At 32.7% G+C, this 18546-nt stretch carries 16 protein-coding genes; 6 read left to right on the forward strand and 10 right to left on the reverse strand.

The genetic code is table 11. The annotated features are described in order from the left end of the window. Positions 1 to 7 precede the first annotated feature (7 nt). Entirely contained in the window at positions 8 to 874 is an 867-nt protein-coding gene (locus tag C1H87_RS16880) for a glycosyltransferase family 2 protein (protein ID WP_102756941.1), read from the reverse strand. 380 nt (positions 875 to 1254) lie between these two features. On the opposite strand from C1H87_RS16880, the gene C1H87_RS16885 reads away from it, so the two are divergent. The 5 genes from C1H87_RS16885 (at position 1255) to C1H87_RS16905 (ending at position 7703) form a co-directional block, all read left to right on the forward strand. Further along, the gene (locus C1H87_RS16885; RefSeq protein WP_102756942.1) at positions 1255 to 2250 is read left to right on the forward strand and encodes a polysaccharide deacetylase family protein; all 996 of its coding nucleotides are present in this window, start codon (positions 1255 to 1257) and stop codon (positions 2248 to 2250) included. A gap of 195 nt (positions 2251 to 2445) precedes the next feature. After that, a complete protein-coding gene (locus tag C1H87_RS16890) occupies positions 2446 to 4239 on the forward strand; it encodes an HAD-IIIC family phosphatase (RefSeq protein ID WP_102756943.1) in 1794 nt (597 codons plus the stop codon). 106 nt (positions 4240 to 4345) lie between these two features. After that, positions 4346 to 4948, forward strand: a complete 603-nt coding sequence (locus tag C1H87_RS16895; RefSeq protein WP_158655261.1) for a TylF/MycF/NovP-related O-methyltransferase — start codon at positions 4346 to 4348, stop codon at positions 4946 to 4948. A gap of 416 nt (positions 4949 to 5364) precedes the next feature. Continuing rightward, entirely contained in the window at positions 5365 to 6249 is an 885-nt protein-coding gene (locus C1H87_RS16900) for a glycosyltransferase family 2 protein (RefSeq protein WP_102756945.1), read from the forward strand. Next, positions 6246 to 7703, forward strand: a complete 1458-nt coding sequence (locus tag C1H87_RS16905) for a lipopolysaccharide biosynthesis protein (RefSeq protein ID WP_102756946.1) — start codon at positions 6246 to 6248, stop codon at positions 7701 to 7703. The genes C1H87_RS16900 and C1H87_RS16905 overlap by 4 nt, the downstream gene beginning before the upstream one ends. Before the next feature lie 103 nt (positions 7704 to 7806). Here C1H87_RS16905 and C1H87_RS16910 read toward each other — a convergent pair whose 3' ends face one another. After that, positions 7807 to 8865, reverse strand: a complete 1059-nt coding sequence (locus C1H87_RS16910; RefSeq protein ID WP_102756947.1) for a 3-oxoacyl-ACP synthase III family protein — start codon at positions 8863 to 8865, stop codon at positions 7807 to 7809. 102 nt (positions 8866 to 8967) lie between these two features. Then, entirely contained in the window at positions 8968 to 11817 is a 2850-nt protein-coding gene (gene gcvP / locus C1H87_RS16915; RefSeq protein ID WP_102756948.1) for an aminomethyl-transferring glycine dehydrogenase, read from the reverse strand. A gap of 119 nt (positions 11818 to 11936) precedes the next feature. On the opposite strand from gcvP, the gene C1H87_RS16920 reads away from it, so the two are divergent. Further along, positions 11937 to 12770: a UbiA prenyltransferase family protein gene (locus tag C1H87_RS16920; RefSeq protein WP_102756949.1), complete on the forward strand. Its 834-nt coding sequence runs from the start codon at positions 11937 to 11939 to the stop codon at positions 12768 to 12770. Here C1H87_RS16920 and C1H87_RS16925 read toward each other — a convergent pair. From C1H87_RS16925 to C1H87_RS16960, 7 genes are all read right to left on the reverse strand, one after another. After that, positions 12767 to 13027 (reverse strand): hypothetical protein, encoded by a 261-nt coding sequence (locus C1H87_RS16925; RefSeq protein WP_233783188.1) that lies wholly within the window; start codon positions 13025 to 13027, stop codon positions 12767 to 12769. The genes C1H87_RS16920 and C1H87_RS16925 overlap by 4 nt on opposite strands. Before the next feature lie 2 nt (positions 13028 to 13029). After that, on the reverse strand, positions 13030 to 13584 hold the full coding sequence (locus tag C1H87_RS16930) for a sigma-70 family RNA polymerase sigma factor (RefSeq protein WP_102756951.1): 555 nt from the start codon (positions 13582 to 13584) through the stop codon (positions 13030 to 13032). Positions 13585 to 13692: 108 nt separating this feature from the next. Continuing rightward, positions 13693 to 14568, reverse strand: coding sequence for a methyltransferase domain-containing protein (locus C1H87_RS16935; protein ID WP_102756952.1), 876 nt, complete (start codon positions 14566 to 14568; stop codon positions 13693 to 13695). Positions 14569 to 14577: 9 nt separating this feature from the next. Next, positions 14578 to 15477 carry a fatty acid desaturase gene (locus tag C1H87_RS16940; RefSeq protein ID WP_102756953.1) on the reverse strand — a complete coding sequence of 300 codons (900 nt, stop codon included), beginning with the start codon at positions 15475 to 15477 and terminating at the stop codon, positions 14578 to 14580. A gap of 53 nt (positions 15478 to 15530) precedes the next feature. After that, positions 15531 to 16439: a TIGR01777 family oxidoreductase gene (locus C1H87_RS16945; RefSeq protein ID WP_102756954.1), complete on the reverse strand. Its 909-nt coding sequence runs from the start codon at positions 16437 to 16439 to the stop codon at positions 15531 to 15533. 390 nt (positions 16440 to 16829) lie between these two features. Beyond that, positions 16830 to 17333, reverse strand: a complete 504-nt coding sequence (locus C1H87_RS16955) for a GbsR/MarR family transcriptional regulator (protein WP_102756956.1) — start codon at positions 17331 to 17333, stop codon at positions 16830 to 16832. 90 nt (positions 17334 to 17423) lie between these two features. Then, positions 17424 to 18419 carry a GlxA family transcriptional regulator gene (locus C1H87_RS16960; protein WP_102756957.1) on the reverse strand — a complete coding sequence of 332 codons (996 nt, stop codon included), beginning with the start codon at positions 18417 to 18419 and terminating at the stop codon, positions 17424 to 17426. Positions 18420 to 18546 lie beyond the last annotated feature (127 nt).

Genomic DNA, 18546 nt, shown 5'->3' on the forward strand with positions numbered 1-18546 from the left:
GATGCGGTTAGCTTCTTTTGTTTTTTAATAACAAGGCATTTTTCATACCGTCCTGTCGTAGTTTACGAATAAATGACCCTTCTTCTTCTGAGACCAGATATGGAGTTTTATTCTTTTTGGCTTTAAAGTATCCCGATATGTAATTTCTAAATAGCCTGAAACTCCCCTTTCTATAAGCCAGTTTTATGGCAGAAATTAAAGTAATGAAAAAGCCATAGCGCATTTTGTACATGGCCTCGCCTTGCAGGTATTTTGAAGCTTTATTGTAGCTTATGCCCGTAGGTTTTAGGTGCTTTACCTTTAAAGATGCATCGGTTAGTATTTCCCAATTATAAAACTTAGCTAATAGCTCATCAACAGTATCCCATCCCATGGAAGGCTTAAGTTTGCCTATTTCAAGAAAGCAGTCTTTTCTATAAGCTTTTAATGCACCTCGAATATGGTCTTTTCGTGTTAAGTTTTCTAGTACCCAATCATTATTCTTTTCTATATAACAAAAGCCTGAAGCCATACCCAGTCTTTTATTTTCCTTATAATGGTTGGCTAATTGTTCTAAATAATTATCAGGAAAAATAAGATCGGCATCAAACTTACAAATCACATCATAGTTGTCATCTAAAGTATCAAAACCCTTGTAAAAGGCGTTGATAATTTTCGATCCCGGCAAATGCTCGTTAGACGATTTGGAATTTATTAAATGAATCCAATCGTGCTTTTCAGCATAAACTTCTACAATTTCCTCAGTTTTGTCTGTTGAGTTATCATTTACAATCACTAAACGTTTGGGTAATAATGTTTGGTTAGCCAACGAATTTATAGTGAGGCCTATAGAACTTTGTTCATTGTGTGCAGGAATAACGATATAGAAATTCATAATGAATTAATTATTAATTGTTCAACTGTTTTACGTAAAGTTGAATGCAAAAGACGTTAGAGGGTTAGTATTTTTCGAATAGTAAGTATAGGTAAATATAATGAAAGTTATAGTACATTAACATCAATATTAAGCATAAAAAATTAAGACAAATGGGTGCCGTAGAAATATAAAAGATATTACTAGATAAGAAAACTATATTCGTTAGTTTTGTGAAAAAGCAAAAGGGGTTATTAGAAAAGTAAATGATGTTCGCCTAGAAACTTGTCGGAACGTTTAACTTGGTCAACGATCAAAATAAGGTATCGATAAATTTATAGAGGCGAGAGTATTTTGCAATTACTTTTCTGGCAACCCCTTTTTATATTTAACTGCTTATTATGGGAATTGTAAAAGATGCTTTATACAAAGTTTCAAACAAAAAATTATTACCAATATTTAAAAAACAGAGCATATATCCATACTATCATATAATAAAGGATAATCAGGTAGCTCATATTGAAAACTTGTATTCATTCAAGAACATTGAACAATTCTTAATGGACGTCGATATTTTAATCAATAATTACAAGCCTCTAAATCCAAAGGATTTATTAGATAATAAAATTCCGAAAAACAGTTTTTTACTTTCGTTTGATGATGGTTTGGAAGAGGCATATTCTGTAATCTATCCTATCTTAAAGAAAAAGAATATTAAAGCAATATTTTTTGTAAACCCCAATTTTATAGATAACAAGGAGGGACTTTACAAACATTATATAAGCATTATAATCTCAAGTTTAAAAGGCAAGAATTTTGAGAAAAGTAGTTTGGATAAGATTAGCAACATATTTTCTTTTTCGTATACTACCACAGGAGATTTTAAGCAAAAACTAACAAAAATTAAGTTTGCAGAAAGAGAGAAAGTTAATGAGGTTTTAAACTTTTTGAATATCAATATAACTGACTATTTAAAAACACATAAACCGTATATTACAAAAGAGCAGATTGCGGAAATGATAGAAGACGGTTTTTATTTTGGGGGGCATACTATGACGCATCCTCCGCTCCATCAATTATCGCATGAAGAACAAAAAGCAGAAATAATCAATTCTATAACATGGTTAAAGGATAATTTCGATATTGATTATTCTCTGTTTGCTTTCCCATTTTCAGATAAATCAGTTTCAAAAAAGTTATTAGAAGAACTCTTGAAGTATGATAGTAATTTAAAAGTGTTTGGTAATTCTGGTTTAAAGAAGGATATGGATACAAGAATAATTCAACGATTTTCACTGGAAAACCCAAATAAGCAAACAGAAAAAAGCATTGTTGTAGAGAACCTTTATAAATATTTTAATAAAGCTATAGGGAAATATCATATTAAAAGAAAATAATTCATCAATGTAATACGAAAATATCGTTTAGAACCTTCGACTGTTGCTCAAGACAGGCTGAGGTGAAGAATCTTTTTTCAATAAAAGACTTCGTTTATATTTACAACATAAAAATATATCATACGATTAATAATATATTATAAGTTATCATTTTAAATTATACACTTATTTTAGTGCCAGACGTTCGAAATATATATGTACGAATCAGAAGTATACATTAAAACAATTCAAGATAATTTACCTCACGAAGTCTGGAAACAATTTTCAGATACCTATAGAGATATAAAACGTAGAAGCTTACTGCATTGGACGGAGCATTGTACAGAATGCGCGATGCCAACATGCTTTAAAACTTGCGATTTGTATTCACCTAGGGTTGATGGGAAATGTCAACGATTTGTAGAAGGTATTGAGAGGCTCGACCAGCCTAAAGAAATACATACAACATCACAAATATTAAAAATTCAGTTTAAAAAATGGGGTGTTTTAGCTACGCAGGGTAATAATGAGTTGTACGATTGTAGCGAAAATGAAAAGAAGGAAGAAAGCGAGTTAAAGTTAACAAGACTGATTCACCATGTTCCGATAAAATTTGTCAAGAAAAAATTAATTCAAAAAAGGTATAGTCAGAAAAAAAATAAAATAATAAATGAGCAAAATAAGGGGACAAAAACTCCAGATGTTTTTTTATTGGAAATTTACAATCCAACGGAAGATATTGTTCCTTTAGGTTTGGTAATAAGAAACGATAACCCTAAGTATAGTAAAATACCGTTTCAATACAGAATTGAGTTAGCACCGGGGTACAACAAAGAAGTTATTCCATTTGATGAGATTGCAAAGCGTGTTAAAACCGAACTCCCCTATCGCATCAATCTTATTCCTGAAAATATAGATAGTGAACATCCGCTGTATTTTGGAACAACCGAATTTGTTCAATTAAAGGAATATAGACAGCCCAATCAAGAAACCAAAAAAATAAAATGTATTGTTTGGGATTTGGACAATACCGTATGGAACGGGACACTGGTAGAAGATGGTATTGAAAATCTTAAACTTAAAGAAGGCATTAAAGCGGTTTTAAAACAGGTAGAAGAAAAAGGCATAGTAAATTCTATAGCAAGTAAAAATAGTTATGATACCGCTATGGCTGCATTAAAACATTTTGGTATTGATGATTTTTTTCTTTACCCAAAGATTTCATGGCTGCCAAAAAGTAAAGGGTTGAAGGAAATAGCTCTTGATTTAAACATTAATATTAATACATTCTTGTTTGTTGACGATTCCGAATTTGAAAGAAAGGAAATAGAAACAACACTACCTCAGGTTAAGTTAATGGATGCCATTCATTACCAGACGATACTCGATTTGGAAGAACTACAAATACCGATTACTAACGAAAGTATAAACAGAAAATCCTTTTATGCTAATGAAGCTAAAAGAAAAACGCTTTCTGATGATTATGAAGGTGAGTATTTTGATTTTCTTCAGAGTTGTAATATTGAATTAGAAATTGAAGCTTTGAAAGAGGAACATTTTGAAAGGGTTTACGAACTTACCCAAAGGACAAACCAGATGAATTTTTCAGGTAATCGATATGCTAAGGACGATATAGCTAAGATTTATAATGATAAAGACCTTTCTGCTTATATATTAAGGTGTAAAGACCAATTTGGTGATTATGGAATTATTGGATTTGGTATGATTAAAAAATCTAAAAACCAGCTTATAGACCTTATGTTTAGTTGTCGTATCCAGAGTAAAAGAGTAGAACATGCTTTTTTAACCCATATTTTGGAACGTTATCTTGAATGGGGTGATTTTTGGGTGGCTTACAACCACACAGAAAAGAATAAATTCTCGGCACAGGTTTTTAATGATTTTGGGTTTGAAACCATACAAAAAGAAGGTGCTTTTAGAGAGCTTAAATTTAGCCAGAACAGAGCTATACACAACGATAAAATAATAACGGTAACAGAACGTAACTAATATGCCATTTCATCCTTTCTTGTCTAAGACGAAATTATATAACCCCATAAAAAGTATAAGTAAACCTTTTCATGTGATTTTTAAGTATATGGAATTTGTCGCCTTTATGAGCGAAAATAGAAATAAAGGTAAAATCAATGATTATTATAATAAATCTGCAGCATATAAAAACCGATTTCAACTTCATGATAAGATTTTATCTGAATTAAAAAACAAACCTGTTTTTTATTACGAATTCGGTGTAGCGGGTGGTGATATGATAAAGAAATGGTCTGAAACGAATAAAGTAAAGGAATCGCGTTTTATTGGCTTTGATTCGTTTGAAGGACTTCCAGAAAGTTGGGAAGATAAAAAAGCAGGTCATTTCGATCAGAAAGGAAACTTTCCTGATGTTAATAATGATACTAGGGTAAGATTTGTAAAAGGATGGTTTCAAGATTCGGTTTACGACACATTAAAGGATTGTGACTTTAATGAGCAATGTGTATATCATTTGGATGCCGATTTATTTTCGTCTACACTTTATGTACTATTTCAAATATTCCCCAAGCTTAAAGCAAATGATATATTGATATTTGACGAATTTTCTAGTCATGACCATGAGTTTGAAGCATTCGAATTATTTAAAAAATGTATAAATGATAAATGGCAATTCGAGTTTATTGGGGCTGTTAATAATTATAGACAGGTGGCATTTATATTGAAATAAAGAACCAGAATTCTACATCTCAATGTTTTTCTGTAAAACTATTATTTACACAATTGGGCTAAAGATTGATTAAGTAAAGCGTATAAAATAACGTGAGTTTGATGTGTTGGTTGTTGATTTTTAATTAGTTGTGTTAAATGCACCCCTAAAGCCCCCGCAAGAGGACAATTTTACCGAGTGAGATTCCTCCCTCGAGGGAGGATTAAGGAGGGTGTTTTTAAATATAAAATATTTTACAGGTCTAACAGTTATTGCTTTACGATGGGGTTGAGTAATTTAAGTTAAATCGAACTCACCTTTAGTTTAGCCTAAGATAGAAATCAATAGAGCTTTACTCGTTATAGACCGGAGCGATTATTTAAAAAATCATAAATCTAGTTAATTAACCTGCAAATATCTTTATTTTTGCTTTCGTAATGAGTGTTTTAAAAAAAAATGTTTTCGTCATTATTGTTTCCTATAACGGAGAAAAATGGCTGGTTAAAAACTTAGAAAGTTTAAAACAATCGTTATTTCCTATTAAAACTATTGTAATAGATAATAGTTCTTCAGATAATACGGTCGAGATTGTAAAATCATTTTCAGACGTACAATTAATTTTAAGTAAAGAGAACTTAGGGTTTGGAAAAGCTAATAACTTAGGAATTAAAGAAGCCTTAAATCAAGGTGCTGATTATGTTTTTCTTCTAAATCAAGATACATGGATTTATCCTGAAACTATCGGGAATTTAATTAAAGTTGCAGAACTTGATGAAAAATATGGGATTATAAGTCCAATCCATTTTTCGGGAGATGAAAATGTTTTAGATGAAAACTTTAAAGTTTATTGGAGTAAAAAGACAGCTGCCATTACAAAAAACTTAGATGAAGTTCCTTTTGTAAATGCAGCAGCATGGTTGATTTCCAAACAGGTCATAGAAAAAGTTGGATATTTTGAACTTATGTTTAGTCACTATGGTGAAGATCGAAATTATGCAGATAGAGTGCGATACCATAATTATAAAACAGTCATCGTAAAAGATGCAAAAATTTGTCACGATAGGGAAATTCGAAGACACTTTAATAAAGACATTATTCAATCTAAATATCAGCTTTTAGGAGACGTTTTAAACGTTAATTCTTCCATATTTGGAGGCTATTTTAATGCTATACGTTCTGTTTTTGGTTTGCCAAAATATTTTTATAAATATTATACACTATCCCAAGTGTTACAATTATTTTTTAAATTGAATGTCTATTATTTGGTATTAAAAATGAAGATTTTCACTATTTTAAAGAAACGAGGAGGCTATAAAATATGAAAAATACAGGTGGACAAAAGCAAGTGTTTTGGTTTACTATAATTAATTATTTGGGGGTAGCTATTGGCGTTATATCTACAATTTTTATATATCCTAAAGACAAAGAGTTTTTAGGTATTTTTCGTTACATCAATGCCATTGCAGGGTTATTGTTTCCAGTGATGATATTTGGAGCCGGTCAAGCATTAATTAATTTTTACCCCACAGTAAATAAAAGTAATCAAAGTAAGTTATTCAAATATGGTATAGTCACGATATTTATAATAAGCACCGTTCTTTTTTTAGGCATATTGATAGTAGACGCTTTTTTTGTAATAGAAAATTATAAATACGTGTTTTATGCTTTTCCCATAGGCGTGTCGTTAGCATTTATTGAGTTGTTTAAACGACAAGGCACTAACCTTAATAAACTGTCAATACCTACTTTATTTGAAAAAATAATACCCAAAATAGCATTGCCAGCAGTTTTCATTTTGTTGCTATCAGGGTTTTTTGAAGTTGAGGAAGGGTTGAACGCTCTTGTTGTTTCTTATTTATTTCTTGTAGGTTGTTTATCAATATATATATTTAAGCATTATAAAGTTAATTTAGATTTTAGTTTTAAATCGCTCTTTTCTCAAATCTCTAAGAAGGAATATTATAGGTATAGTTTTTATGGTTTTTTAGGAAGTTTTGGATCCTTTTTTGCATTTCGTCTAGATACATTAATGATTCCTGAATTTCTTTCTTTTGAAGCTAATGGAACATACAGTATTGGCGTTGTTTTGGCTTCAATGATAGCAATTCCAGCTACAGGAGTTTTTTCGATTTATGCACCGTTAATTTCTAAATACATAAAGAATCAAGATATTGATATGCTCGGAAAAAAGTATGTTGAAAATGCTAAACTATTATTTTTTGTAGGTGCAATTTTATATGGAGCAGTTGTTTTAGGAATAGACTCGTTTTTTAAGCTATTGCCAACTTACGATAAGTTAGTTGGTACGATACCAATTATCTTCATTTTGGGAGCTAATGTTTTATTTAATATGGCTACTGGTTTTAGTTCTGAAATTATTTCGTATTCTAAATATTATAGAACTAATATTATTTTGGTATTAGTTTTAGTCGTTTTAAATATAGGATTGAATTTATATTTCTTAATCCTAACCGATTATGGAATAATAGGAGTAGCCTGGGCTTCGCTTATTGCTATGACAATTTTTAATCTATTTAAGGTGTTTTACATTTATAGCAAATTTAAAATCTTGCCTTTTGATAAAGGGTATTTCTATTTGTTTTTAATAACTCTTTTTGTAGGAGCAGCTTTTTATGGAATTCCCGAAATACACAATAACATAGTTAACCTGCTGGTGAAATCAGGTTTTTATACTTTAGTTATGGTATATATCGTTTTTAAATTAAAATTGGTTTATTCTCTAAATTATTGGATAAATAAAGTTTTTAAATTTTAAAATGAAGGTAGCTTTTGGTTAAGCTATTAGGTATTTTGATGTAGTGAAATTATAAATTAAGGACTCCAGTATTTATACTAGAACCCTTAATAAAAATGTATAATTAATATTTATATGCTATAGCATTAATATGCATTCCTGCACCAACACTAGCAAATATAACAACATCACCTTTTGATAAACTATGATTTTCTAATTTATTGTTTTTCACCAAATCAAAAAGAGTAGGTACAGTAGCCACAGAACTATTGCCAAGGGTTTGAATACTCATAGGCATAATATTTTCAGGAATATCTGTTCTGTAAAGCCTGTAAAAACGTTTTAAAATGGCTTCATCCATTTTTTCATTGGCTTGATGGATAAATATTTTTTTCACATCTTTTATATCCGCGCCACTATTATCCAAACAAGCCTTCATGGCTTTAGGAACATTTGAAAGCGCAAACTCATAAATCTTGCGTCCATCCATTTTAATATAGCGCGTATCCTTTGGTAGTTCCTGATTATTTGAATTTCCGAAGAATAAATAATAAGCTTCATCATAAGTATAACTTGCAGTTTCATGAGCTAAGATGCCACCTTCTTCATCAGTTTCTTCTACAATGGTAGCTCCTGCGCCATCAGAAAAAATCATGGAATCCCTATCGTATTTATCAACAACTCTAGATAAAGTCTCAGTACCTATAACCAAGCAACGTTTTGCCATACCGGCTTTGATAAAAGCCTTAGCTTGTATAACGCCTTCTACCCATCCAGGACAACCAAATAAAATATCGTAAGCGACACATTTTGGATTTTTTATACGTAAACTATGTTTAATCCTTGAAGCTAACGAAGGAAGCATGTCGCTTTGTACAGTAGTATGTTTTACGTCTCCAAAGTTATGGGCTACTATAATATAATCGATAGTTTCAGGATCTATTTTTGCATCATCAATAGCATTTTCAGCTGCAAAAAAGCCTAAATCGGAAGAATTTAAATGTTCTTTGGCATAACGACGTTCAGCTATGCCAGTTATTGCCTTAAATTTTTCAACTATAACTTCATTAGATGAATTTATAGAAGAACCGTCATTGTTTAAAAAAGTATGATTGTGAAAATCTGTATTTTTTTCAACTTTTGATGGGATATAGCTCCCTGAGCCAGTAATCTTTATACTCATAAAAAAATGCCTTTAATTAAAATTAGCACAATAGTCCAAGATACTTTTTTTTAATTAAAGGCAAATTTGGTCTTATTTCAATTTACGATGTTCAAGAAGCATTTATGCCTCTACATATGCCTCAATAGGAGCACACGAACATATTAGATTTCTATCACCATAGGCATCGTCAACGCGTCTTACACTAGGCCAAAATTTATTATCCCTAACATATTCCAAAGGAAAGGCAGCAGCTTCACGTGTGTAAGGGAAATACCATTCATCTGCAGTTATCATATCTAAAGTATGTGGAGCGTTCTTTAAAACATTGTTGTCATCTCCTTTAACCGCATTATCAATTTCTTTTCTAATAGAAACCATAGCGTCACAAAATCTGTCGATTTCTGCTTTGCTTTCACTTTCTGTAGGCTCAATCATTAATGTGCCTGCAACTGGGAATGATACGGTAGGTGCGTGGAAGCCATAGTCCATTAAACGTTTGGCGATATCTGTTACTTCAATACCATTGGCTTTAAACGGTCGGCAATCTACAATCATTTCGTGTGCAGCACGTCCTCGTTCACCAGAATATAAGGTATCGAAACTACCTTCTAAACGATGTTTGATATAGTTTGCATTTAAAATCGCAACTTTCGTAGATTCTGTTAAACCTTCAGCTCCCAGCATTTTTATGTAACCATACGATATTAAACAGGCTAAAGCCGATCCAAATGGCGCTGCCGAGATTGCTGTAATGGCCTTTTTTCCGCCAGTTTTAATAATTGGGCTTCCAGGTAAAAATGGTACGAGTTGTTTTGCAACACAGATTGGACCAACTCCCGGACCACCTCCACCGTGAGGAATAGCAAACGTTTTATGTAAATTTAAATGACACACGTCTGCACCGATATTTCCAGGGTTTGTTAATCCTACTTGAGCATTCATGTTAGCGCCGTCCATATAAACCTGTCCGCCATTGTCATGAATAATTTGAGTAATTTCTTTAATGGCAGATTCATACACCCCATGAGTAGATGGGTATGTTACCATTAAAGCTGCTAAATTATCTTTATGTAATGCTGCTTTTTCACGTAAATCGTCTACATCAATATTACCTTCTGCGGTCGATTTTGTAACGATAACTTTCATACCTGCCATAACGGCACTGGCTGGATTTGTTCCATGAGCCGACGATGGGATTAAACAGATGTTTCTATGATGGTCATCGCGAGATTCATGATAAGCTTTTATAACCATAAGCCCAGCAAACTCACCTTGTGCTCCCGAATTTGGTTGAAGTGAGGTGGCTGCAAAGCCAGTTATTTCTGTTAATAAATCTTCTAGTTCCTTTAAAACCGTTAAGTAACCCTTAGCTTGTTTTAATGGAGCGAATGGGTGAATATTTCCCCACTTAAACCAGCTTAGAGGTAACATTTCTGAGGCCGCATTCAACTTCATGGTACAAGACCCCAAAGAAATCATGGAATGGTTTAAAGCTAAGTCTTTGCGCTCAAGATATTTAATGTAACGCATTAATTCCGTTTCAGAATGGTATGTGTTGAATATATCCGATGTTAAAAAGTCGGATGTTCTTCGTATCGATTTCGAAATGTTATTAGCTTCGGTAACCTCCGAAATAGTAATGGTTTCTTTTTTGGCAGCATCTGCAAAAACCGAAATTAGGTAATTGATATCCCTAATAGAAGTGGTTTCATTAATTGCAATAATTACTGTCTCTTTATCTGGATAGTATAAGTTTACTTTTTTCTCTTTGGCAACTGCTTTTATTTTTTTTGCTTTAGTTTTTATCTGTAGCGTATCAAAATAGGATGTGTTGACTTGATTGTAGCCTAATTTATTAAGAGCATTTGCTAATTCTGAAGCTTTGTTATGTACTTTATTGGCAATAAACTTTAAACCTTTAGGGCCATGATACACAGCATACATGCTCGCCATAACCGCTAATAAAACCTGTGCTGTACAAATATTCGAGGTCGCTTTATCTCTTTTTATATGTTGTTCGCGTGTTTGTAAAGCCATACGTAAGGCTCTATTACCGTTTTTGTCTTTGGTTACCCCAATTATTCTACCCGGTATATCGCGTTTGTACGCTTTTTTGGTTGCGAAAAATGCAGCATGAGGACCTCCGTACCCCATAGGGATACCAAAACGTTGTGTTGTACCAACAACAACATCGGCTCCAAATTTTCCGGGAGCTTCCAGTTTTATTAAACTCAATATGTCGGCAGCAACTGCAACCTTAATTTGAGCATCGTTTGCTTTAGTGATAAATGTTTCAATATCGGTTATTTGACCATCTTTTCCTGGGTATTGTAAAATGGCACCGAAGAATTCTGATGAAAAATCGAAAGTTTCTTCATTCCCAACAACTAATTCAATACCTATTGGATTAGCTCTTGTTTGTAATAACGATAAGGTTTGAGGTAATATGTTTTCGGAAACAAAAAACTTGTTGATCCCTGCTTTTTTCTGACTACGCTCACGAACTGCAAATAACAAACTCATAGCTTCTGCAGCGGCAGTACTTTCATCAAGAAGAGATGCATTGGCCATATCCATACCGGTTAAGTCCATAACCATGGTTTGAAAATTTAAAAGTGCTTCCAATCTTCCTTGTGCAATTTCTGCCTGATAAGGTGTATAAGCTGTGTACCAACCTGGATTTTCAAGAATATTTCTTTGAATTACAGCTGGTAAAATTGTTGGATGATACCCTAAACCTATATAGGTTTTATAAGCTTTATTCTTTTTAGATAATTCGTGAATATGAAGTAGGTATTCATGCTCAGTCATAGGCGCTTCCATATTTAACCCGTTTTCTAAACGAATATCGTCTGGAAGTGTTTCGTAGATCAGTTGATCTAAAGAGTCTACACCTAAGGTTTCTAACATGAGCTTTTGGTCTTCTTCTCGAGGACCAATATGACGCAATGCAAAAGCGTTTGTGTTCATTAAAGTGATTTTTTTATATAATTCGCAAAATTACATAATATTTAATGTGTTTAATTGCATAAAATGGAAATTTTTCAACCATTTACATAGGTTATCAACACTTTGGCTATTTTTACATTATGAAGTTTGTAAAACAACTTTTTAATTTTTACTTAAACAGTAGTATTCACGTCGCATTATCGGTTTTTTCGCTTACATGGATTACACTTATAGAGTTTGAAATTCCATATGACGAAAACTTGCTCTATTTTGTGTTTTATGCTTCTATAACCGGGTATAATTTTGTGAAGTACTTTGGGATAGCGAAATTTCATCACAGAAGCTTGGCAAATTGGCTAAGGTTAATTCAAATATTTTCTTTTTTTGCCTTTCTTTTAATGTGCTATTATGCCTCTAAATTGAATGATACAACTTTAATTTATGTAGTTGGTTTTGCTGTTATTACTTTTTTGTACGCGATTCCTTTTTTACCAAAGCGTCTTTTTCTGGATAGGCAGCATAATTTACGGAGTATTGGTGGATTGAAAATTTATTTAATAGCCTTAATTTGGGCTGGAGTTACCGTATTTCTTCCTTTAATAAACAACAGTCAAAGTATAGATGCCGATGTTATTATAACCACAATACAAAGGTATCTTTTCATCATGGTTTTAATGTTGCCATTTGAAATAAGGGATTTGAGATACGATAGTTTAAAGCTATCAACCATTCCTCAAAAAATAGGAGTGAAGCTAACTAAGCTTATGGGGAGTGTATTATTAGTGGTGTGCTTCTTTTTGGAGTTTTTTAAAAACGAAAAAAGTTTAAGCTCTATAATTATTTTATTGACAATTATATGCATTACTTTATTGTTCCTGTTGTTTACTAAAACAGAACGAGGGAAAAACTATAGTGCATTTTGGGTAGAAGGTATACCAGTAGTATGGTTAACTCTTTTATTGTTATTCCTTTAATTGGAATGTTCTTTTAAAGCCTTTTCAAATTCTAACTGCATCGCCTCTTTACTCTTTTTATCTAAGCATTCTACTTCAGATTTTTTTATAATCTTGGTAAGCTTCGTATTATTTTTAGTGTATTTTCTACAGGCTCTGCAATATATTAAATGTATATTAAGCTTTATTTTCTCCCATAAGGTAGCATCTTCATATTGTGTTTTATCACACACGTGATTTGCATCTTCACAAGGAATAAATATCCTATTCTTACTCATAATTAAAACCAATTTTCTTTTAAGCAATCTGCCATAGCTGTACGTGCTCTGTGGATGATTACCCAAAGGTTAGACGCTGTAATATTTAATTCATTACAAATTACTTCGGTTTCAAAACCATGAATGGTTTTCATTTTAAAAACATTTGCTTGTTTTGCAGGTAATTTTCCCAAGCAGTTATGAATAGCATCACCTAATTCACTATTTTGCATAGTGTCTTCTGCTGTCTTATCGAAAGGGTCTGCAACACGCTCTTCCAACCAGTCTCCTTCGGTTTCGGAGTCGTCATTATAGCTGATGCGTACTTCTGCTTTTCCTTTATTTGAATTTATTTTCCGGTAGTGGTCAATGATTTTTCGTTTCAAAATGGAGATAAGCCAAGTGCGTTCACTTGCTTCACCTTTAAAGTTTTTCATTGATTTTAAACCTGCAAAAAAGGTGTCTTGTACCAAATCTTGAGCAATCTCTCTATCGCTAACACGGGTAATTGTGTAGTTAAATAGGTAGTCGGAATATAAATCGATCCATTGGTTAGGATTAATTTGATGATCGGGCATTATATGTGCAGTTTTTTTGAAATTCAAAAATAAGATAAAAAAATGACTTTTTAATGGTTTAGTAAATCATAACATAGTCTTGGATAGTTAGGTTGTAACTTTGTAAGATTACTTGGTACATGTTATTAAATAATATCCAAAACTTTTTAGATGTAGTCCGGATAGTAATGCATAGAATGAACCTTTAAGATTGTGTAAACTTTCTCGTTTTAAGTTTTTTGATTTATACAGTGATTTTAAGATAAAACCGCTAATGGCAAAAGGAACATGAAGTACGGACGGAGCCACTTTAAATGAGATGTCTTCAACTTCAATATTCTTAAATCCAACTTCCTTTAATTCCTTGACTACGGAATTGATATTGCCTAGTCGTTCTAAGCTCCAGTGATTACATAATTTGTTATAGACGTGACGCCCACCATAACAAAGCTTGGTTTCTTCTTTTTTAAGAAAAGCATCTGCGATTACAAGTTTCCCTTTTGGCTTTAATACCCTGAAGGCCTCTTTAAAAGACTTGATGCTATGTCCGGAATGACAAAAACTTTCTATAGCGAGCGCGCCATCAAACGTGTTGGAAGAAAAGGAGGTGTTGTTATAGTTTTCTTTTAAGATGGTACCTTTAAAGTCTTTTAAGAGATGATTCCCTTTTTGAACCTGAAAAGAAGATAGCGTTACGCCGAAAGCCCGTAATGCTTTGTGCTTTTTTAAGGCATATCTTATGGTGCCGCCCATACCACAGCCCATATCTGCTAAAAGCGCTTTGTTCTTTGGTAGTTTCAGTCGTTTTAAAACCTGGTTATTCATTTCGTTGAGCATCTCATCCCTTTTAAAAATATTCGTTTTAAAAGGAATATAGTATCCAAAGTGCATGTTGTAGTCATTGCTCCAAAACTTGTAATCTTTGGTTGCTTCATTGTAGAAGTCAACCATTTCAATTCGATTATCCTTCTGTTTGTGAGTGATTATGATAGTTTCTGTATTCATTTTGAAAACTTATTTTAGTATATTAGGAAATCTCCAAACTATTTTGTCATGTTTTTTGGCGGTGGGCTTTAAGGTCCCTTCCTGAGTCTTTACTTTATATATAATTCCTAGTTTTGATAAACACCAGGCAAGAATCCACCCAAGATCTACCTCATACCACTTCGTTGAAAATTTAGCAGAGGTAGGATACGAATGATGATTATTATGAAAGCCTTCTCCGAAGGAAATCAAACCGAGAAGAACATCGTTGTAACCACTTTCATCGGCGTTTTTAATTTCGTGCCTGGAATATCCGTATTTGTGCGATGCATAACCGATATACCAATGCCCCAAAATAGTAATCGAAGTTCTTAAAGACATTACAAATAACATGCTATTAAATCCTATAAGAGCATAGAAAATAAACATGAAAGCCAAGTAATGTAAATACCAGGTTTTATCTAACCAGTGAATTATTGCAGAATTCAAGTCCTTTTTTGGAATTTCATAGCGTTTTAGATCATTTGGAACAAAGGTTAAGTGAAGGTTCCACCAATAGTCAGTAATTAATGAATGCTTGTACTGAAAATACCTCGGGCAATCCATTCTATTTTGCCAATAGTCACGATAGTAATGTTGTTTTAACCAACTTAAGGGACTTCCCAAACCAGTAAGAATAAAAAGGTATAAACTGAGATTTTTGAAAAAGTTTGATGTCTTATAAGACTTATGAATTATACCTCTATGAAGCCCTACAGAATGTCCGATTCCAACAGTTAGGAAAAGAAGCACTATGCTAATTAAAACATCACGCCATTGAATTAAGGAAAAGTCGATAAAACAAATAGGCAATATCATACAATATAACCAGATACTCTTTTTCCATGAAAAAAATATTGTTCCTGCTGATGTTTGCAACTTCTTATTCATAATCTTAACTGTTTTAAACTTTCAGAAAAAATTGAAAGTATGATTTAAAATTTTTATTCCATTAGCTTAAGTAAATCAGATAAGGCTTCATCTATGTTTACATATGTAAAGGAAAAACCATTATCTAGTAAGCGTTTGGGAACTACATTCCTACTTTTTAATACTAATTCAGCTTCTGTTCCAATAAGTCTGGCTCCAAGTTTTAACAATGGAACGGGTTGAGGTATGCCTATAGGTATTTTAAGCAGTTTTCTTATAGTTTTCATTAAAGTATGGTTGTCCGTTGGTTCCGGAACGCATAGATTAAAAGTCCCTTTTAGATGTTCGTTATTTATTAGAAAATCCAACGTTCTGACAAAATCGAGTTCGTGAATCCAGCTTACCTTTTGGTATCCTGTTCCTTGTTTTCCTCCGAGACCAAGGCGTGTAATTCTTTTTAAAGGAATTAGGGCACCGCCGTTTCGACCTAAAACTATGGACGTTCTTATGATTATTTTTCGCGTTTTGGGCGTGACGATAGAGTTAAATGCTTCTTCCCAAGATTTAGCAATGTTCATAGAGAAGTCATTACCAATCAGTCCATTTTCTTCGCACATTTGATGGTCATAAGAATGTTTGTATATAGTAGCAGTAGAAGAATTTATCCAGATTTTGGGCGGCGTTTTGCAAAGATTAACGGCCAACCCGAGTAAATGAGTTGAATCGATTCTTGAAGTACGAATTAGCTGCTTGTTTTTTTCAGTGTATCTACAGTCAACAGATTTGCCAGTCAGGTTTATGAGTACCTCGGCACCTTCCAATTCTTTGCACCAGCTTCCGAAATCTTTAGCATTCCAATAAATATCATGCTCCAGTTTTGGGGTTCTGGTTAATACTTTGATATTATACCCTTTTGAATATAAATGGTCGGTAAGAACTTGTCCTAAAAATCCACTACCTCCAGCGATTATTATTTTTTTCATTGTTTTTGAATTAAATAGGTTATATAGACGAAATAGCTGGCAATTAACATGGGTATGATAAAAACCTCATATTTTAAAATACTTCCATGTGGATTTAACTCGAATAATAGATATATTAAGATTAGAGTTGTTAAAGCAGCTCCCCAGTAAAAAGCAAAAAGTCTTTTAATCTTTTTGTTGTAACGATTAATAAAGAATAGTAAGATAAGGGCTATTAGTATCTGTACAAATCCTAGAAGTATTTGTGCATACAGTGCAAAAAAAATGAAATGAATTGTGGCGTAGAGAGCCATGGTTATTATGTAAAAGAAACAATTGATATAATGTAGTGCTTTCATTTTTAATGTTATTAAACTTTCAGAAAAAATTGAAAGTTTTATTTAAATTTTTTTATTTCAGTAGTTTAAATAAAGATTTTGTAATCCAGTTTTGTTCCTGGTTAACAATTTTATTCATTAATGAATCTGCCGTTTCTGCCAGATCGTGCAGGGCTTTGGTTTGCTTAATGAGTTCCTTTGTTTTCTCGGTGTTATCATCTTTTATGGAGCTTATATCTTTTAAAACTTTAATAACTGGTTTAATTTCTCTTCTGCTTCGCTCTTTTGCAATATGTCTGGCTAATTCCTGTACATCTTTTTCCGTAGAAAAGAATTCTTTGCGTTCTCCGGGAACCAGTTCTTTGGTTACGATTCCCCAGTCCATTAACTGACGCAAATTCATACTTGTATTGCCTCTGGAAATTTTTAACTCTTCCATAATGTCTTCCATGGACAACGGTTTGGTAGAAATAAAAAGAAGTGCCTGTATTTGAGCCATGGCTTTATTAATGCCCCAAAGTGTACCCAAACTTCCCCAGGTACTTATAAATTTTTCTTTTGCTTCTTGATATTCCATGACACAAAGATATAAATAATTTCTAAACTTTCAATAATTATTGAAAGTTTATTTGTTGAAGGAAAATTGATCGTCAGTTTGCTTTGTAAACTAAAAACTGACTAACTCTCGATTGTACTTATTTTTATAGGCTACAGGTGTTAATCCTGTATATCTTTTAAACAGGGTTCTAAACGATTTGGTATCTGAATATCCCACAGAAAACATGATTTCGTTTATAGTGTTTTGTGTAGATTCAAGAGCATTTTTGGCAGCTTCAACTTTTACACGTTGTATGTATTCTAGAGGTGTATTTGCAGTCGCTTTTTTAAATCGTCTTATAAAGTTGCGCTGACTTACAGCTAACATACCCGATAGCTCTTCTACAGAAACTTTTTCGGTTACATTGTTTTCAATAAATAACTGTGCTTTTTGTATAAGCTCATCGGTGTGCTCTTTTTGTCCTCTAAAAATGGCAAACTGATTTTGATTATCTCTACTAATGTCTATCTCGAATAGCTTAGATACGTAAACAGCAGCTTCCTGTCCACAAAATTTGTGAATAAGATGTATGATGAGGTTTAAAAATGAGTAAGCGCCACCACTAGTATAAATGCCCTCTTGATCTGTGACTATTTTTTCCGGGAGTACTTCAATTTTGGGATACATTTGTCGGAACAAATCAATACCAGCCCAATGCGTAGTGCATTGTTTGTTATCTAGCAACCCAGTTTCTGCCAACAGAAAAGCGCCAAGGCATAAACTAGCAACTTCTGCATGATTTTGAGAACGTTGGTGTTTAATCCATGGAATGAATTCATAATTGGCTTTAATGCCCTCCGCAATCCATTCAGGCTTAACAGCAGAAATTATGATAAGGTCGGTTTTAAAAATATCATGTATGGTAGCATCGCAATGTATTGAAAACGCACCATCGTAAAGCACCGTATCTTTATCGACTCCCACAAGGTTTATATTAAAGAATGGCTGTTGACTCTTTCCTGTTTGGAGGAAGAAATCATTCACACTTTTAAAAATTTTATATGGTCCAACAACACTACTTAAAATGGTCTTAGATTTTGGAACTAATATGCTTACATGTTTCATGGGTTAGTGTCTTAATTAATTCATTTAAAAGTATAATTAATTTTTGTCATAATCAACACCTAAAAGTGTCGTATTTGACCTCGCTAGAGCATGCATACATTTTATAACTTTGAAAACATCGATTAAA

It is taken from the genome of Flavivirga eckloniae, from assembly GCF_002886045.1.
GTDB lineage: Bacteria > Bacteroidota > Bacteroidia > Flavobacteriales > Flavobacteriaceae > Flavivirga > Flavivirga eckloniae.

What these genes read in the sequence shown, in the direction of transcription:
- C1H87_RS16880 (WP_102756941.1), bottom strand. Translation starts at nt 874, where the DNA reads ATGAATTTCTATATCGTTATTCCTGCACACAATGAACAAAGTTCTATA.
- C1H87_RS16885 (WP_102756942.1), top strand. Translation starts at nt 1,255, where the DNA reads ATGGGAATTGTAAAAGATGCTTTATACAAAGTTTCAAACAAAAAATTA.
- C1H87_RS16890 (WP_102756943.1), top strand. Translation starts at nt 2,446, where the DNA reads ATGTACGAATCAGAAGTATACATTAAAACAATTCAAGATAATTTACCT.
- C1H87_RS16895 (WP_158655261.1), top strand. Translation starts at nt 4,346, where the DNA reads ATGAGCGAAAATAGAAATAAAGGTAAAATCAATGATTATTATAATAAA.
- C1H87_RS16900 (WP_102756945.1), top strand. Translation starts at nt 5,365, where the DNA reads ATGAGTGTTTTAAAAAAAAATGTTTTCGTCATTATTGTTTCCTATAAC.
- C1H87_RS16905 (WP_102756946.1), top strand. Translation starts at nt 6,246, where the DNA reads ATGAAAAATACAGGTGGACAAAAGCAAGTGTTTTGGTTTACTATAATT.
- C1H87_RS16910 (WP_102756947.1), bottom strand. Translation starts at nt 8,865, where the DNA reads ATGAGTATAAAGATTACTGGCTCAGGGAGCTATATCCCATCAAAAGTT.
- gcvP (WP_102756948.1), bottom strand. Translation starts at nt 11,817, where the DNA reads ATGAACACAAACGCTTTTGCATTGCGTCATATTGGTCCTCGAGAAGAA.
- C1H87_RS16920 (WP_102756949.1), top strand. Translation starts at nt 11,937, where the DNA reads ATGAAGTTTGTAAAACAACTTTTTAATTTTTACTTAAACAGTAGTATT.
- C1H87_RS16925 (WP_233783188.1), bottom strand. Translation starts at nt 13,027, where the DNA reads ATGAGTAAGAATAGGATATTTATTCCTTGTGAAGATGCAAATCACGTG.
- C1H87_RS16930 (WP_102756951.1), bottom strand. Translation starts at nt 13,584, where the DNA reads ATGCCCGATCATCAAATTAATCCTAACCAATGGATCGATTTATATTCC.
- C1H87_RS16935 (WP_102756952.1), bottom strand. Translation starts at nt 14,568, where the DNA reads ATGAATACAGAAACTATCATAATCACTCACAAACAGAAGGATAATCGA.
- C1H87_RS16940 (WP_102756953.1), bottom strand. Translation starts at nt 15,477, where the DNA reads ATGAATAAGAAGTTGCAAACATCAGCAGGAACAATATTTTTTTCATGG.
- C1H87_RS16945 (WP_102756954.1), bottom strand. Translation starts at nt 16,439, where the DNA reads ATGAAAAAAATAATAATCGCTGGAGGTAGTGGATTTTTAGGACAAGTT.
- C1H87_RS16955 (WP_102756956.1), bottom strand. Translation starts at nt 17,333, where the DNA reads ATGGAATATCAAGAAGCAAAAGAAAAATTTATAAGTACCTGGGGAAGT.
- C1H87_RS16960 (WP_102756957.1), bottom strand. Translation starts at nt 18,419, where the DNA reads ATGAAACATGTAAGCATATTAGTTCCAAAATCTAAGACCATTTTAAGT.